Raw genomic sequence first — 14,202 nt, 5'->3', positions numbered from 1 at the left:
GTGATTATGGCTTCATCCATTATTAATAAATTTCCTATGACGAGGGAAGGTTTTGAGAATATGCAAGCCGAACTTGAAAAATTAAAGGAAGAAAAACCTTCTGTGATACAGGCTATTTCTGATGCTCGTGATCAAGGTGATTTGTCTGAAAACGCAGAGTATCATGCAGCACGGGAAAGGTTAGGTTTTATTGAAGGCCGTATAATGGAGATAGAAAGTAAGCTCTCACATGCGGAAGTAATAGAAGTAAAAAATTTGTCTGGTGATTCAGTAATGTTTGGTGCAACTGTGACATTAAGCATGTTAAGTGATAATAACGGTGAAGTGGAATATGTTTATAAGGTTGTAGGCGAATATGAAGCTGATGTTTCAAAGCAGTTAATATCTACTAGTTCACCACTTGGGAGTGCCTTAATCGGCAAAAAAGTCGGTGAATATGTGGAAGTGACAGTGCCAAATGGAGAGAAATTGTATAAAATAGTTAAGATTGAATTTAAGTAAATTATTATGGTACAGGCCACTTATGCTTCAATGAGTCTACCAGGTATTTCTTCTGTGGAAGATGTATTAGAGGATGCTCGTTCCGGTAAATTATTCATTTTAGTTGATGATGAAAATAGAGAAAATGAAGGCGATTTGATTGTCTTAGCTGAGAAAATAAAGCCGGAACATATGGCTTTTATGGTTAGGTACGGTACAGGGGTTGTTTGCTTAGCAATGACTAAATTTCACATGAAAAGGTTGGGCCTTAATTTCATGGAAAAGAAAAATATTGGTGAAAATCATACCGCATTTACTACATCAATTGATGCACGTTATGGCATTACAACCGGTGTTTCAGCAGAGGATAGAACGAAAACTATACATGCTGCTATCAACAAGGATGGTACTCAGGATGACATCATAACTCCAGGTCATGTTTTTCCTGTAATTGCACATAAAGGTGGGGTGGCACAACGTGCTGGTCATACTGAAGCGAGTGTTGAAATGGCGAAGTTAGTAGGGTTTGATCATTCAGCAGTTATTTGTGAATTAGTGAATGATGATGGCTCTATGATGCGCTTACCTCAGTTACTTAAATTTGCTGAACAACATAAAATTAAGTTAACTACCATCGACAAACTTATCAGTTACGTTAAAAATTTAAACTAGCGTTTATAAATTTGTATAATTTAAGTGTTAAAATATAGAATTTCTATAAATTATACAAGCACAGAATTTTCATGTTTAGAGTTGCTAAGTTTTTGACCTTATTGTTCTTTTTTGCATATTGTAATAATGCTTACTCTATTAACATTATTAGAGATAGTGAAGTGGAAGCAATAGTGAAAGAGCTAGCGCAACCTTTATTTTCTGCTGCGGATATTGATCATGAGCAAATAAAAGTTTTTATAATTAATGACAATTCGATTAATGCTTTTGTAATTAACAATAACAGTATTTTCATTCATTTAGGACTTTTACAATATTCGGCTAAACCTTATGTCCTGCTTGGTATATTAGCACATGAGATTGCTCACATATCTGCTGGTCATATATTGCAAATGAGTAGTGCTATGGGTTATTTTCAATCGATAGCAATGATTAGTTATATGGTAGGATTAGTTTCTAGTATTATCATTAACCCTCAGGTTGCTGGTGCAATTTTGCTTAGTGGTGTAGCGTTTAGTTCAAGGCTATTTTTTAACTATTCTCAAGAGCAAGAAAGTGTAGCAGATAGCTATGCTTTAAGGTATCTTGATGAATCTGGCTATGATAATTCAGGTATGAAAGAGATTTTTGATTATTTTAAAAGTATTGAGCATGAGAACACCGAGGAATATTTCCGCACTCACCCACTTAGTGAGAAACGTATATTTGCTGTACAAAATTATAAGGTTAAAAACAACGTAAAACCAATTTTTGCGGATAAGTTACTAAAGTTTGAGCGTGTGGTTGCCAAGCTAGACTCTTTCTTTGCTCCTATTCATGTGTTATCTAATAAATATGAAAATAATTCTGAGTATGTAAATGCTATAGTTTGCTATAGGCAAGGAAAGATAGAAGAGGCTATTGCTAAAGTTAATTCATTGATTCAAGAGTCACGCAATGACCCATACCTATATGAATTAAAAGCAGAAATGCTATACAAGGCCGGAAATTTAAGTGAAGCAATAAAAATGTATGAGGAATCGCTTAGGTATTTATCTGAGAAAAACAGTTATTTAGTGAAACTTGCATTATCTCATACTTTATTATTACACGGTGATGCAAAAAAGGCGATTTTTTACCTGGAGCAGATTTTGAATGTAGAACCAGATAACGCTTTTTTCTGGAAGTATTTAAGCATTGCATATAAATGTGAAGCTGATACGGCAATGCATTATTTTGCCTTGACAAAAAAGGCTTGTATTGAAGGTGATTTAAAGCAATTTACAAAATATGCTGAGCTAGCTGTTAAAACTTTACCAAAAGATAGCCCTTATTTGTTGCAAGTTGAAGATATGAAGCGGTTTAATGGATAACAAAAAAGCATTTCTGCACTTTTTGGATTATTTTTGTCCACACTTTTCCAACATAGTTTTTGCTTCATCGCTTACGTTGGGCATAATTTTCGTTATGATAGTTTTAGCGCCAAAAAATACACCACAGAACATGCCAAGAGCAAAGAGGGCTGGCCACGGCATCCTGCCAAATATTGCAAGCAAAGCTGCACCAATTATTACTACCGTCATAAGTGGACCGCCTATCCCCCAAACATAACCAATAATATTGCATATTACTTTAGTTGTGTCATCCATATCAGGGTCAGCTGCATAACCTGAGAAAGAGAAAAGCAATACTACGCAAAAAACACTAAAAAATTCCATTATAGAGCTCATTTTTTTGCCTCTAAGTAATAAATTAACCTAAACCTACACATTTTTTATTTTAAAGTAAAAATTATAATTTGTCCATACATAAGTGTTGCTACATAAATAACCCACCATTAATATTGAGCACATGCCCTGTTATATATTTTGCTTCATCACTTGCTAAAAACAAGACCCCTGCTGCTATTTCTTCCCCTGTTCCCATTCTTTTCATTGGAATATTATCTAATATTTTTCCCTTTTGTCCTTCATTTAAAACTTCAGTCATTTTAGTATCTATAAACCCAGGAGCAATACAATTTACTGTTATATTACGACTTGCAACTTCTTTTGCTATGGATTTGCTCATAGCTATTATTCCAGCTTTAGACGCCGCATAATTTGCTTGCCCGGCGTTTCCTGTCAGCCCTATTATTGAGGAAATATTTATAATTCTTCCCCAATTATTCTTAATTAGTTTTCTGCATGCTTCTCTACTCAGCTTAAATGTAGAGCTCAAGTTAATATCAATTACTTTTTGCCATGCTTCATCTGTCATTCTCAATAATAAACTGTCTCGCGTAATACCCGCATTGCATACGAGCCCGTCAAAGCCTTCCATCAGCTCACTTGCTCTATTTATTAGTTGATTTACTTCCTCAGCATTTGATAAATCACAAGGGAGTACATGCATGTTTTTTTCATATTGTTTAGCAACTTCTTCGAGCACTTCTTTTTTTGTGCCAGAAATACATAAAGTTGCTCCGGCTTTGTGCATAATTTTTACAATTGCTTGCCCTATTCCGCCTGATGCGCCAGTAATCAGGAACTTTCTGCTTTCCAATTTAAGCATAATAACTTTATATTATCTTAATTCCTAACAGAATATTGACTAGTTGGCAATAGATTTCTTACATAATATAAGTAACTCAGATATTCACAAAATAAAGAAAAAGTTATAATAAAGTTAAACGTCAAAAAATTTTAAAAACATAGTTGATGCAGGAATTGTTACTAAATAGTTTATTCTGGTGCTCTACAGTCTAAATGGAATGCTTAAATTATAGATTCTTTGTTTTTGTGTGTTATCTTGAGTTAACACAAATTCACAGTAGTATTATGATAAGTAAGTTAAAAAAGCTTAGCGCTGGATTTTCTTTGACAGGCTTGATTGGCCATGGTGATAATATAAATATGCAAGGAGCAAAAAATAAAAAGAAGAAGTACCCAAAATTTTTGGATAAGACGTTTGCATTGATTGATGCAGTGATAAATTTTATTTTAAAACGCGAAAGTAATAACGTAAATGAAGTCCTGAAAGTAACATGGGGACCACTATTTTTTGGTCTGGTAGTAATACTCATCTTTTTTGGGATAGGTGGTATTTGGTCGGCTATAGCTCCAATTGACGGTGCGGTGCATGCAAGTGGAGAAGTTATTGTATCTTCAAATAGAAAAATAGTTCAACACTTGGGCGGAGGAATAATAAGCAAAATTTTAGTAAAAGAGGGTCAAGCAGTTAAAAAAGATGAGCCTCTAGTTTTGTTGAGTGATGTTAACGAGAAGGCGAATTTAAGTATCATCAAAGAGAAGCTCTTATCATTTTTAGCAACAGAAGCAAGGCTTCTTGCAATCAGAGTAGATTTGGACACGCTCGAGTTTCCTGATGAGGTTAAAAAATTATCTCACGATGAACTTGTAAATAAAGCGATAAAGAATCAAGTAAAGTTGTTCAACTCTCAGAGAAAGAGCATATTGGGAAAAACAGACATACTGCAACAACGTATAAAGCAGTTAAATGATGAATTAGCGGGGCTAAACTTTCAACTAAATGCAGCTCATAAGCAATATGACTTGATAACTGAGGAGTTGGAAACAAAAAGACAATTACTTGATAGTGGCCATATAAGCAAACCACACATTTTAGCTTTAGAAAAGCAGTTTGCTGAAATTGAAGGCAGAGTTGGACATTACCGTTCTGCAATATCTCAAGTGCAGCAAAAAATTGGAGAGAACGAATTAGAAATTATAAACGTGAGAAATGATTCTCAAGAAAGAGCAAACGCTGAACTTAAGGAAGTTAGTACGTCTATTGCAGACTTGAAAGAGAGACTGATGGTTGCTGAAGATTCATTAGCACGTACAATAATTAAATCGCCTCAAGATGGGATAGTCACAGATATAAGATACCATACTGAAGGTGGTGTTATACAATCTGGAGTTCCGATCATGAGCGTAGTGCCATCGGATGATGACCTAATAATAGATGCTAAAATTCAGACCAGAAACATAGAAGAGATACTGTCAGCACAAAAGAAAGATAGCAACATAGTCTCTATTGATGGGCTAGAAGGGCTAAAGGTTAAAGTTCGTTTAAGTGCTTACAGTGCACGTCGTTTAAGTTTAATTAATGGTATAGTAAGCAATATTTCTCCCGATGCCCTTGATGATCCAAGGCTAGGGCGTTATTATTCAGTACGTGTAGTGATACCAAAACCAGAGCTTGCTCAGTTTAAAAACGTATACCTATACCCTGGTATGCCAGCAGAAGTGTACATAGTTACTCAATCTCGTACTCTTTTATCATTCTTGTTTACGCCTATAATTGCAACAGTCGATAGGTCTTTTATAGAAAGGTAGCTCACTCGTTAAAGTAGTAGTGAAAGTGCCGTAATAAAATTTAGGTACATAATTAGACAATAGGCTTCTTGACCTTACCCAGAAAAAGTGGAGAGAAAGAAAGGAGTTTTTTCGGGTAAAATAAAATTTTGGAGGATTAGAAATGGCAAGAGAATATACGGCAGAATTCAAATTGGAAGCTGTTAAGCTGGCAAATGAACAAAGAAAGGCAGGTCAAACAATTACAAAAATAGCAAAGGATTTAGGAATAAAGGGTGGTTTATTAGGAAAATGGATAAAGAAACACAACGAAAAAAAGTCAGCGGCAAATGCATTTCCAGATGTAGCACCTTATGACAAAGAGAGATTTGATTTACAGAAAGAGTTAGAGGTTGTCCGGAAATAAGTAAAAGGCTATAATATCTGAAATTTTAGTACGGGGTAAAGATGAGAAAAAAGTATCCAACAGATCTAAGCGAAAGGGAATGGGCAAGAATAGAAAAACACTTCAGAGTATCATACAAGAAAGGAGGAAGGCCGCCAAAGTATAGCAAAAGAGAAATATTAGAAGCAATTTTCTATGTATTGCGTACAGGGTGTCAATGGCGGTATTTACCAAATGATTTTCCGCTATGGAAGACTGTGTATGAGCAGTTCAGGCAATGGAAGAAGCAGGGAATTTTTGAGAAAATGAATTATGAAATTACAAAATATAGTAGAAGAAAAATAGGAAGGAATGAGCAGCCGAGTGCCTGTATAGTAGATAGTCAATCTGTAAAGACTACAGAAAAGGGGGGATCAAAGGCTATGATGGAAGTAAAAAAGTAAAGGGTAGAAAAAGGCATATAATTACAGACACTCAGGGTTTTATACTAGGTTGTTACGTAGGCGCTGCTAACGAAAATGATAGAGATGGTATTAAAATAGCATTAAACAATATGAGAACAAAATATACTAAAGTTAAAAAAATGTGGGCTGACATGGGATACCAAGGAAGAAATTTAAAGAATCACATAAAGGAAGAATATGACATAGATATTGAAATTGTTAAAAGGCCTCCATGTAGATTTTGGGTGCACAAAGATACGCCACCTGAGCTACTACCAACAAGAGAACAAGGGTTTAAAGTACAGCCAAGAAGATGGGTTGTAGAAAGGACTTTTGCTTGGGTTAATAGGAATAGAAGGCTATCGAAGGAGTATGATTTACTCACAACATCCACTGAGAATTTCATATACCTAGCTATGAGTAGGGTTATGTTAAAGAGGGAATATGCTTGAATTTACTAGTTTCCGGACAACCTCTAGTTCCTTTTTTAAGAAAGTTTTAAATTTCATACCTAACAATAAACAACTTTAGGTTTAAATTTATGAAATCAATTGTTATATACATCAGCAAATACGAATTTAACTGGTGTTATGGACTTAAATAAATTTACCGAAAAAGCAAAAAGTCTAATTCAAAGTGCTCAAATGAAAGCGTTGGGAGCTGGGCATCAGATTTTTATGCCTGAGCATTTACTAAAAGTGATGCTTGAAGATGAATCAGGTTTAGTTCAGGATTTGATAAACGCTTGTGGTGGAAGTGTGCAAAGTATTTCTGATGCTGTGGATAGCGCAATAAAAAAGTTGCCAGTAATTGAAGGTCCAGGAAGTGGTGGCCTTCAACTTTCAAGAGAAATAGCAAAAGTTTTTGAAGATTCAATTGGTATTGCAAGAAGAAATAAAGATTCATTTGTTGCTGTTGAGCGTTTACTACAGGGCCTCACTGCACAAAAAGATGATACTGTAGGCAAAATTCTGGCAGAGAATGGTGTGACTCTACAAAAACTGAACTCAGTTATTGCAGAAATGAGAAAGGGCAGCAGTGCGGACTCGCCAAACAGTGAGGAAAAATTAAACGCGGCAAAGAAATATACAAAAGATGTTACAGAGCTTGCTATGCAAGGAAAGCTTGATCCTGTAATTGGTCGTGATGAAGAGATCAGAAGAACTATGCAGGTATCACTGAGGCGGACAAAAAATAATCCAGTGCTGATCGGTGAACCTGGTGTTGGAAAAACTGCAATAGTTGAGGGGCTTGCAAATAGAATTGTTGCAAACGATGTGCCACTTGGTTTGCATGATGCAAAGGTCTTAGCTTTGGATCTTGGAGCACTAATTGCTGGCACTAAGTTTAGAGGAGAGTTTGAGGAAAGGTTAAAAGCAGTGATTAATGAGATTTCGAGAGCGGAGGGAAAAATTATATTATTCATCGATGAATTGCACACTTTAGTTGGAGCAGGAGCAACAAGTGGTGCAATGGATGCCTCGAATCTGCTGAAGCCTGCTCTTGCGCGTGGAGAAATTCGCTGTATAGGAGCCACAACTTTAGATGAATATCGTCAGCATATAGAAAAAGATCCTGCACTTGCAAGGCGTTTTCAGCCTGTGTTTATCTCTCAACCAACTGAAACTGATACCATTTCAATACTCAGGGGTTTGAAGGAAAGATATGAGGTGCATCATGGTATAAGAATTACAGATGGTGCAATAATTGCTGCTGCAACGTTGTCCAATAGATATATAACAGATAGGTTTTTACCTGATAAAGCAATTGATTTGATTGATGAAGCAGCAAGCAGGGTGAGAATTGAAATGGATAGCAAGCCTGAAGTTATTGATGAACTTGAGAGAAAGGTTATACAGCTAAAGATTGAAGCAGAGGCTTTAAAAAAAGAAAGTGATGAAAATTCTAAACAGCGTTTAAAAAAGATAAATGAAGAGATCGAAAATCTAAATAGTAAATTTGCTGACTTGAACAGCAAATGGCAGATGGAAAAGAATAAAATAGCTAGAATACAAGAAACAGCCGAAAAATTAGATAACGCTAGAAAAGAGTTGGAATTAGTTCAGCGTAGTGGGAATTTGGGAAGAGCAGGAGAGCTGATGTATGGTGTGATTCCTCAGCTTGAGAATGAATTAAAAAATCAGGAAAAGGTTACTGATAGTTTCTTAAAGAAAGAAGTGACTGGAGATGATATTGCAAACATTGTTTCAAAGTGGACAGGAATTCCAGTTGATAACATGATGCACAGCGAAAAGGAAAAACTTCTCAACATGGAGAATGAAATAGGAAGAAGAGTAATAGGGCAGAAAGATGCAATAGAAGCGATAAGTAATGCAGTTAGGCGCTCTCGCTCTGGTGTGCAAGATACTAATCGACCTTTTGGTTCATTCTTATTCTTGGGTCCAACCGGAGTTGGAAAAACAGAATTGGCAAAAGCCCTTGCTGAATTTCTGTTTGACGATCAATCAGCGCTTTTGCGTTTTGATATGTCAGAATATATGGAAAAACATTCTGTTTCAAAGTTAATTGGCGCGCCTCCAGGGTATGTTGGCTATGAACAAGGTGGCAGATTAACTGAAGCAGTGAGGAGAAGACCATATCAGGTAATCTTATTTGATGAGATAGAAAAGGCAAATCCAGATATATTTAATCTATTGCTGCAAATCTTGGATGAGGGGAGACTCACTGATAGTCATGGCAAATTGATTGATTTTCGCAATACCATACTGATTTTAACTTCTAATCTTGGTGCTGAGATAATGCTAAAGGGGATTGCTGAGTCTGTAAAAGATGAGGTAATGCAGATAATTAAATCAACATTTCGTCCAGAATTTTTAAACAGACTGGATGAAATTATTATATTTCACAGTTTAACCAGAAATGACATCTATAAAATTATAGATGTTCAATTTTCTTATTTACAAAAAACACTTGCTAAGCGTAAACTGAGTATAAGTTTGTCGCAGGAAGCTAAAGAACTAATAGCACAAACTGGCTATGACCCTGAATATGGAGCAAGGCCCCTAAAAAGGGTGATACAAGAGTGTATTCAAAATAATTTAGCTAAATTAGTTTTATCGGGGGAAGTAGTAGAAAATGATGAACTAATAGTGTACGCTCTTGATAATGAAATCTTAGTTAAAAAGGTTTAAGTTCACTGTGTATTTTTGTTAAAAAAAATGTGTATAGATCATAATGTTGACACTGAGTCTTTATTTAAGTTAGCTGATCAAGAAAATCAGCAAGATAAAGAAAAAATTAAAAAATTTATTAAGTATTTTTATAGTTTTGTTTATAAAAGCGACCTAAAAGCCAATGATAAGTTTTTGCTATATATTGTAAACGATGCTTACAATTTTGTTTCTCAAAAAGAGAAAGATGAAAGTAAGTTAGTAGTAAGTAATATAGATGATATACCAGGAATAGAAGGCGATTTTACCACGATTAAGATAACAAACGATGATATGCCATTTTTGGTTGACTCCGTTATTACAACTATTAAGTCGCACGATTTAACCATATGCTATTACAGCAACAGCATAATTAACATTAAAAGAAAAGATGGCCTAATAGATGAGATTTACCCTTTGGAAGAAAGTAATGGAATAAAAGAGTCAGTTATATATGTAATTATCAAAGGTATAAGTGACAGTTTTGTTGATACATTAAAAGAATCTCTACAAAAAACGCTGAAAGCAGTTAATTGTGTTGTGAAAGATTGGCACTTAATGCTTAAGAAACTTGATGAGGCAAGTCTTTCTGTCATCCCAGCTGGGATCCAGGAAAAGGACACGTGGATTCCAGTGTCACGCACTGGAATGACACCAGACCGAAATCAAGAGCAAAAAGATTTTCTAGTTTGGTTAAAGAATAATAATTTTGTATTTCTAGGTTATCAAGAATATATTGCTGGTAAAGATGAAAAACTCGTCTGTGATGGCAAAAAGGACCTTGGCCTGATGAGAGTAGGTCAAAGTACGTTGATTCCTTCTGCAAACCTTGATTCCCTATACATATTGAGATCAGATCTAATCTCAATAGTCCATCGGCGTACATACATGAATTGTATAGGAGTAAAAGAATTTGATGACCAGGGTAATGTAGTAAAGGAACGGCGTTTTTTCGGGCTATTTACTTCTGTAGCGGAGGTCCAAGATATTCGAACTATTCCAATAATAAAAGATAAAGTTAAAGTTATAGAAAAAAATGCAGGATTTGTAACCGGGGGCCACAACAATAAAGCTTTGATTTCTATTTTGCAAGTGTTCTCTTGTGATGAATTATTCCAATCAAATGAAGACGAATTATTTAAAATTTGCATTTCGATCATGTCTCTTGCGATTAGGCCAAGGGTCAGATTATTTTTAAGAAGAGTCGGGGATTTTATTAGTTGCATAGTGCTGATACCGATGCGTTATGCTAGCGCTAGGCTAATGTTCAAGATACGTGACATATTGAAGGATGAGACAAGTGCAGGAAGTTCAGATATTTATAACAATCACATTATCAATGAATATGATTTGATGAAATTGCATGTAGTGCTAAAGACCAAAAATGCTAGCGTTCTTGATGATGAAGTTTTGCGTATCGAAAACAAATTAAGAAACATTACAGAAAAGTGGGAAGATCGTTTTATAGACAATTTATACAATACTTTTAGCACTGTTGAGGATATATTCATCCGTTATTGCAAGGCATTTCCAATAAGCTATCAAGAGAGTTTCGAACCTCATGACGCATATTACGATATGAAAAAATTGGAGATAGTGAGGAAGAAAGGAGTTAGCGAGGTCGATTTAAGACTTACTCGTGATAATCTTAATTATCAATTAAAGGTTTATACTCCAAACAATGGAGGCCTTGAATTATCGAAGATATTAAGGATCACTAAGAATTTGGGAGCTAAAATTCTATCTCATAATGGCTATTACATAGAAATTAACGGTGGAATATGGATACACCATTTTGTGTTGTCAAGAGTCGATGAATTAATAGACAACATTACTCTAAAAGAGCAATTTGAAATAACACTTGCGAAAGTGTTTAGCAAGGAAATTAAAAATGACTATTTCAATAGTTTGATCATTATTGCTGGGCTCAAGTGGAAGGAAGTGCTTCTGATTAGAGCGCTAAGTGCCTATCTAAAGCAGACGTCATTTAACTACAACCCAGAATATATCCAAAAGGTAGTCTCAGAGTATCCAAAAGTAGTAAAGTATTTGATACAACTATTTCATACAAGATTTGATCCTAACATAGACATTGATAGAGCAGAAACTACGGACATTGTCAGAGAAAAAATTGAGGAACTTCTAAAAGAGATCAGCAATGTTTCACATGATTACGTTTTGCGCTCGATATTTAACTTGATAATGGCTATTTTAAGGACCAGTTATTATCAAGACGATAAACCATATTTATCTACAAAATTTGACTCAAGTAAAATAAATGGTTTGCCTGATCCTCGTCCGTATCGCGAATTGTATATTTATTCAAACCTTTTTGAGGGAATACATCTAAGAGGAGGGAAATTAGCCCGTGGTGGCTTAAGGTGGTCGGATAGGACGGAAGATTTTCGCACTGAAGTTTTGGGGCTCATGAAAGCTCAGATGACAAAAAATGCGGTTATTGTCCCTGTTGGCGCAAAGGGTGGGTTTGTAATTAAGCAAGTTTATAAAGACAAAGATACTTTAAGAGAGAAAAGTGTTGAGTGCTATAAGAGTTTTATTAGAGGAATGCTTGATATTACTGATAACGTGGTTGATGGTGAAATAATTCCACCAGAGAATGTGATTAGGTATGATGAAGACGATCCATACTTGGTAGTTGCAGCAGATAAAGGCACTGCTTCATTTTCTGATTATGCCAACCAGATAGCCTCTGAATACAATTTTTGGCTTGGCGATGCATTTGCATCTGGTGGATCAGCAGGTTATGATCACAAAAAAATGGGTATTACAGCCAGAGGTGCATGGATTGCAGCACAGAGGCATTTTTGGAAAATGAATAAGGATATTTACCAGGATACAACTGTTATTGGAATTGGAGATATGGCTGGCGATCTATTTGGAAACGGTATGCTGCTTTCAAAAAATATACATTTAATCGGCGCATTTAACCATATGCATATTTTTGTTGACCCAAACCCTGATGCAGAAAAGAGTTTCACAGAGCGTAAACGTCTCTTTGAGTTACCATTTTCAACTTGGATGGATTATAATAAAGATTTGATTTCTAAGGGTGGAGGAGTATTTGAGCGTAGCAGTAAGCAAGTAAACATTTCTCAAGAAATAAAAAAGTGCTTTGATATAACAGAAGATATGCTACCTCCAAGTGATTTGATTAGATATCTATTGAAAGCAAAAGTGGACTTCATATGGAATGGAGGAATCGGCACGTTTGTTAAGGCAAAGAGTGAAAATCATAGCATGGTCAGTGACAAAGCAAACGATGAGTTAAGAGTGAATGGTAAAGATATTAGAGCTTCTATGTTTATAGAGGGTGGAAATCTTGGTTGTACACAGTTTGGAAGAATAGAATATGCTGAAAAAGGTGGATATATCAATGCAGACTTTGTTGATAATTCAGCCGGAGTGATATGTTCGGACCTTGAAGTTAACATTAAGATTGCATTTGTTTCAGCTATGAAAGCAGGGGGTATTTCTTTAGAAAAAAGGAATGAAATACTGGCAAGTATGGTGGATGAAGTTGCATCCAAAGTGCTTGAGAACCACAACAAAATTGAAACAAAAGCATTACTTCTTGAGTGTTTGCAAGCTAAAGAGAGATTGGAGCAGCACCACAGGTTACTGCTCAGTTTAGAAAAATCTGGGCTGTTAAACCGAAGCGTAGAATTTCTTCCAACTGAAGAAGAGATAGCAAGGATGTTAACTGGTGCAGAAGGTTTCAGTTCTCCTCAGCTCTCTGTTCTAATGTCTTATGCTAGAACAGCAATAAAAAATGAAATTATACATTCCGATCTGTCTGAAAAAGATCTTATATCTCATGACTACTTGCTAGGTTATTTTCCTAAAAAGATGGTAACAAAGTTTAAGGATTTCATATTAAAACACCAACTTCGTAGAGAAATTATCTCTACTTGCATTGCAAATGATGTAGTGAATAGAATGGGCTGTATATTCATCAATAATTTGGCTGAGAACACTGGAATTAAGATACAAGAAGCGGTTAACATATATATTGTTGTTAACCACCTGTATGATTTAAACAGCCTGTGGCAGAAAATTGATGAATTGGATGGAAAAATTGATGTTAACTCATACTTACAAATAGTGAGGAACGTGCAGAAATTTATTGGCAGAGTATCATTTTGGCTAGTGAAAAATCTTGGCAAGCTTAGCTTTGTAGAATTGGATGATGTTACAAAATTTAAAGATGCAATTGAAACTTTAGGCCAGAACTTAACTGATGTTTTAGATGAACACCTATTAAAGATCTATAGCCATGGATCAACTTCTTTAGTAGAACTTAATATAAATAAAGATCTAGCAAAAAAAGTTGCTGATCTATGCGTTCTTGCTTATGCACTGGACATTATATCTGTTGCTGAACAGACATCTTTGTCCATTCTTGATGCTGGTAAAATATACTTTGAGTTAAAGTCGCTGTTAAGATTCGATCTGATTAGAACAATTGCCATCAAGATGAAAAGCCGCTCTTCTTATTGGGATCGCAGCTTAGTTAATGATTTATTGGACGATTTAAGCAATTACCATCACAAGCTAGCTGTTAAAGTCATAAAAGCTACTGATAACCCCGAAGATAAGGTTCAAACCTGGGCTTGTGATGATAAGGACTACATAGAACGTTATAATAGTTTTTTAGATGAGATGGTTGCTTCTAAACTTGATTTAAGCAAATTAATATTTATAATCAGAAGGATTAAAGTACTTGCTTCATAGGA

Annotated in this window: 10 protein-coding genes; 8 read left to right on the top strand and 2 right to left on the bottom strand. The window is 35.3% G+C overall.

Going from position 1 to position 14,202, the window contains the following annotated elements; genetic code table 11:
* The first annotated feature begins 6 nt into the window (after window positions 1–6).
* The 3 genes from greA to AAGD62_RS04645 all read left to right on the top strand — a co-directional run bounded on the left by greA (window position 7) and on the right by AAGD62_RS04645 (window position 2,504).
* Entirely contained in the window at window positions 7–501 is a 495-nt protein-coding gene (gene greA / locus AAGD62_RS04655) for a transcription elongation factor GreA (protein ID WP_007549342.1), read from the top strand.
* A gap of 6 nt (window positions 502–507) precedes the next feature.
* Window positions 508–1,152, top strand: coding sequence for a 3,4-dihydroxy-2-butanone-4-phosphate synthase (gene ribB, locus AAGD62_RS04650; protein WP_007549343.1), 645 nt, complete (start codon window positions 508–510; stop codon window positions 1,150–1,152).
* Window positions 1,153–1,223: 71 nt separating this feature from the next.
* A complete protein-coding gene (locus AAGD62_RS04645) occupies window positions 1,224–2,504 on the top strand; it encodes a M48 family metalloprotease (protein ID WP_155968334.1) in 1,281 nt (426 codons plus the stop codon).
* A gap of 27 nt (window positions 2,505–2,531) precedes the next feature.
* Here AAGD62_RS04645 and AAGD62_RS04640 read toward each other — a convergent pair whose 3' ends face one another.
* Both AAGD62_RS04640 and fabG read right to left on the bottom strand, forming a co-directional pair.
* Window positions 2,532–2,861 carry a TrbC/VirB2 family protein gene (locus AAGD62_RS04640; RefSeq protein ID WP_155968336.1) on the bottom strand — a complete coding sequence of 110 codons (330 nt, stop codon included), beginning with the start codon at window positions 2,859–2,861 and terminating at the stop codon, window positions 2,532–2,534.
* An 88-nt stretch (window positions 2,862–2,949) separates the two neighbouring features.
* Window positions 2,950–3,684, bottom strand: a complete 735-nt coding sequence (fabG, locus tag AAGD62_RS04635; RefSeq protein ID WP_015589136.1) for a 3-oxoacyl-[acyl-carrier-protein] reductase — start codon at window positions 3,682–3,684, stop codon at window positions 2,950–2,952.
* Between the two features lie 266 nt (window positions 3,685–3,950).
* On the opposite strand from fabG, the gene AAGD62_RS04630 reads away from it, so the two are divergent.
* The 5 genes from AAGD62_RS04630 (at window position 3,951) to AAGD62_RS04610 (ending at window position 14,200) form a co-directional block, all read left to right on the top strand.
* Window positions 3,951–5,471: an HlyD family type I secretion periplasmic adaptor subunit gene (locus AAGD62_RS04630; protein ID WP_174516815.1), complete on the top strand. Its 1,521-nt coding sequence runs from the start codon at window positions 3,951–3,953 to the stop codon at window positions 5,469–5,471.
* A gap of 142 nt (window positions 5,472–5,613) precedes the next feature.
* A complete protein-coding gene (locus AAGD62_RS04625) occupies window positions 5,614–5,856 on the top strand; it encodes a transposase (protein ID WP_155968338.1) in 243 nt (80 codons plus the stop codon).
* Between the two features lie 41 nt (window positions 5,857–5,897).
* Window positions 5,898–6,730, top strand: a protein-coding gene (locus AAGD62_RS04620; RefSeq protein ID WP_094189578.1) for an IS5-like element ISWpi1 family transposase whose coding sequence is annotated in 2 segments (ribosomal slippage) — window positions 5,898–6,267 and window positions 6,267–6,730 — 834 coding nt in all. Because the reading frame shifts where the segments join, the coding sequence is not laid out codon by codon here.
* Between the two features lie 138 nt (window positions 6,731–6,868).
* On the top strand, window positions 6,869–9,430 hold the full coding sequence (gene clpB / locus AAGD62_RS04615; RefSeq protein ID WP_155969008.1) for an ATP-dependent chaperone ClpB: 2,562 nt from the start codon (window positions 6,869–6,871) through the stop codon (window positions 9,428–9,430).
* 27 nt (window positions 9,431–9,457) lie between these two features.
* Window positions 9,458–14,200 (top strand): NAD-glutamate dehydrogenase, encoded by a 4,743-nt coding sequence (locus AAGD62_RS04610; protein WP_341812782.1) that lies wholly within the window; start codon window positions 9,458–9,460, stop codon window positions 14,198–14,200.
* The last annotated feature ends 2 nt before the right edge of the window (window positions 14,201–14,202 follow it).

It is taken from the genome of Wolbachia endosymbiont (group A) of Eristalinus aeneus, from assembly GCF_964026915.1.
Classification (GTDB): Bacteria; Pseudomonadota; Alphaproteobacteria; order Rickettsiales; family Anaplasmataceae; genus Wolbachia; species Wolbachia pipientis.
The sequence above is the reverse complement of the archived record's forward strand: the minus strand, read 5'-3'. Positions and strand labels throughout refer to the sequence as shown.

Coding starts and splice junctions, on each gene's coding strand:
- ribB (WP_007549343.1), top strand. CDS start 508: ATGGTACAGGCCACTTATGCTTCAATGAGTCTACCAGGTATTTCTTCT.
- AAGD62_RS04630 (WP_174516815.1), top strand. CDS start 3,951: ATGATAAGTAAGTTAAAAAAGCTTAGCGCTGGATTTTCTTTGACAGGC.
- fabG (WP_015589136.1), bottom strand. CDS start 3,684: ATGCTTAAATTGGAAAGCAGAAAGTTCCTGATTACTGGCGCATCAGGC.
- greA (WP_007549342.1), top strand. CDS start 7: ATGGCTTCATCCATTATTAATAAATTTCCTATGACGAGGGAAGGTTTT.
- clpB (WP_155969008.1), top strand. CDS start 6,869: ATGGACTTAAATAAATTTACCGAAAAAGCAAAAAGTCTAATTCAAAGT.
- AAGD62_RS04625 (WP_155968338.1), top strand. CDS start 5,614: ATGGCAAGAGAATATACGGCAGAATTCAAATTGGAAGCTGTTAAGCTG.
- AAGD62_RS04610 (WP_341812782.1), top strand. CDS start 9,458: ATGTGTATAGATCATAATGTTGACACTGAGTCTTTATTTAAGTTAGCT.
- AAGD62_RS04640 (WP_155968336.1), bottom strand. CDS start 2,861: ATGAGCTCTATAATGGAATTTTTTAGTGTTTTTTGCGTAGTATTGCTT.
- AAGD62_RS04645 (WP_155968334.1), top strand. CDS start 1,224: ATGTTTAGAGTTGCTAAGTTTTTGACCTTATTGTTCTTTTTTGCATAT.